The following is a 2,840-nucleotide window of genomic DNA, read 5'->3' as shown; positions in this document are numbered from 1 at the left end:
TTGATTGAAGTCGTTAATTGTCGGAGCCTTCTTTCGAGTCTTCAGGTTATGCTTACCACAAACATGACCAAGATGCCGTTCAAGGACGACTCCAGCAACTGCGCCAGCGCCTCTCAAGAATCCCTTCTTGGCGAGTTCAGTAGCAGCATCAAGCTCATCGTCGAACAGATCTGCTTGGAGAATCTCAAGCATGTCAAACAATGAGCTTTCCAAGCGTGCCTGCGCTGACTTCAAAATGTTCAGCTGTTGCTGAAACTTTGGAAAAGCTGCTTTTCCATCAACTACCGCTCCCAAGCGCGGCTTGGTACGGAGCCCGATCATGTAGTCAGAGACACCGTACGTGAGGAAGTCAGTTTGCTTACGTTTCTCATCCTTGTACTGCCTCACAAAGTCCGATAGACGATCAGGCAGAACCTGCTTGACCACCTGCATCGATAGTGAATACCAGCGCTCGTATTCCTCCTTGAAATTCGGCAGCTTTGTCTCGCGCAACTTCTTCTCTGTTTCCTCATCAACAACTTCGAGGTCGAGCGCCAAGCTGACTCGAAGCAACTCTCCTTCATCGATTAGAGCCTTCAGCTCATCCTTGAATTTGGTGATGTTCGATTCCATCGTCATTCGTTTCATGCCTCATAACGCCCTTGAGCTAAGCTGCCCGGCGGAAGCGGGCAAACCTGGCAATACTCTACGCCTGGCTGGTGGGCAAGACAAGCAACTCCGAATGCCCAGCCCGCCTGGTCAGCTTCAGCGAGTTGTTATGCCGCCGGGATTCAACTTCGCGCTGCTTAGGGCGCATGCAAAGCAGGCCGACGTGGAGGTTTGATGGGCGCACCTTATACAAAGTCGGACTCGTCTGCATAGGATATAACCCAAGGGACCGACGGATCTAGCCCGCGAGGGGCCAAGCGGAACCTTTGCGGGTCCATCGGATTGCGTGACTCTCTTGGGATCTCGACCACGAAGATCGGAAAAGGGCACCGCTTGTCCATTGCATAGACCACCAGATTCTCGATCAGGAGGAGGATCCGGTTGGCGCTCATCTGGGCGAATTCGTCGACGCGCAGGCCCAGAACCTGCGGCATCGCGATGGCGACAGAGGAGGGCGACGTAAGGCTGTAATGGACGCCTCCCAGCGACCAACCGTGGTGCTCGTGGCATACGCGCAATTGAAGAAAAGCGGATAGCCAGCTTCCACGTACTCTGCGGAGATACGACGCCAGCTCGGGCTGGCCCGTTGCCTGAAGGTCGGCGATCCCTACCTCGAACTCCGAGTCCTTCTGAAAGAGGAAACCAATCTCGAGGCCAAGAGGATCGCGGAGGATGTTCTGCAGGCCGGTCTTGACAGCCACAACACCCTGGTCGACTAGCTTGTCGACCGCCTGACTCAAGGGGATATCGATTGTCTGGAGAATGTCGTACTGATTTGGCCTGTAGCGAACTGCTTGGCCGGTTCGGATGGCATCGATGTGGGCGGAGACTAGGCGTCGGATCTCGAGGGCGGCGTCGCGCGCGGCCTGCGCGGCCTCGAGCATCGGTTTGAACTGCTGATCGAAGTGGTCTCGGGCTCTAGGGCGCTCGCTGTCGTTGATGGCAAGGAGGTAGAGGTCATCGCGGAACTTGAGCAAGCCAAAGAAGACGCGAGCAATGAATGGGCATGAAGAGCCCTCGTCAGAGACCTTCGTGACGCGGAATGGAGGGGACATGGGCTTCCTCAGAAAGGGGGCGGTGGCGTACTGGCGGTCATCGGTGACAGGGGGGCGATGCATCGCAACCCGGGCAATGCGACAAGGCTAACGGCGGCATAACATATACTTCTGCAGAACTGTTCTGGATAATGTCCCCCACCGGGTCTTTTTGCAGAACCATCGGGATGAATCATTTTGCCATCGCCGGGAATCACGGCTTCCGCGTCAGCCATGTCAGCATTGCATGGAGGGTCTCTCGAGGATCACAAATTCCAGCTCGACGGGACTGTCTAGGAATCCATCTAGGGAGCGCTTGATGATCTTGTAGAGCCTGTTGTGAAGCCAGTCCTTGGCTTGCTGGTTCGGGACGCCGACCACGGCACTATCGCCTTCGAGAGCCAACAATGATGTCCCTGTGAACCAGGTGTTGAAAGTGGCCGTGGTGGTTTGTAGGCTGATCTCTTTTAGGACTTCTGGCCAAAGGTCGAGTTCTCTCTGGCTTGTTCCATACTTACGTCTAAGTTCGTCTAGATGCCGGGTTCTTTCGCGCTCGTGGTCCGCCCTAAGCTCCTCACGGCGTTTGTCGCGCTCGGCTTCCTCCCGAGCTATCTCCTGTGTAGATTGAAATGGTGACGGCGGTTTGTAGTCTTTCTCGATTGCCCGGATTAGCCACGCCGCTGGATCCTGAATAGGCCTCCCCCGGCTTCTTGTCTCGAGTTTGCAGTCAAGAAACTGCAGTTTCTCCTCGTTGTACTCGGAGGGAATCTAGTTGTTAGTTCCCGAGCTTTCTCGTTTTCGATTTTCAGTTTGATCAATCTATTAACAGCAAGATTGCCGTTATCTGTATCTTGCACTACTGTTTGCTGTAAGTTGCTTTTTTTGCCCCCCCTGTTCAATCATAGCGCACGAGATAGGCGCTGACGTCATTTGAGCCCCTCTGCGCCGCGGGGTTCGAGTGACTATCGATGCACCGGACGGATGAATTCGCTGGCGCAGATGAAGGAACCAATGCACGCCGCTACCGCTCCAGCGGCCAGCGGCACTTGAGCCTGAGCATCAACTCGAACTCCTTTTCCTTCGCGGCCACGACACTCGTCCTGTCGTGCGCCACGAGAAGGTACGGCGGCTCGTGTCGCACGAACTCGACGAAGGTGC

General features: G+C 55.3%; 2 protein-coding genes. Both read right to left on the bottom strand.

The window, feature by feature from the left end; translation table 11 throughout:
• The coding region (locus VM163_03745; GenBank protein ID HUT02984.1) for a hypothetical protein at positions 1-627 on the bottom strand (627 nt) is incomplete at its 3' end.
• A 206-nt stretch (positions 628-833) separates the two neighbouring features.
• Positions 834-1,703, bottom strand: a complete 870-nt coding sequence (locus VM163_03740) for a hypothetical protein (GenBank protein HUT02983.1) — start codon at positions 1,701-1,703, stop codon at positions 834-836.
• Between the last annotated feature and the right edge of the window lie 1,137 nt (positions 1,704-2,840).

The sequence above is a fragment of the bacterium genome (assembly GCA_035527515.1).
Classification (GTDB): domain Bacteria; phylum B130-G9; class B130-G9; order B130-G9; family B130-G9; genus B130-G9.
The sequence above is the reverse complement of the archived record's forward strand: the minus strand, read 5'-3'. Positions and strand labels throughout refer to the sequence as shown.

What these genes read in the sequence shown, in the direction of transcription:
- VM163_03740 (HUT02983.1), bottom strand. Translation starts at nt 1,703, where the DNA reads ATGTCCCCTCCATTCCGCGTCACGAAGGTCTCTGACGAGGGCTCTTCA.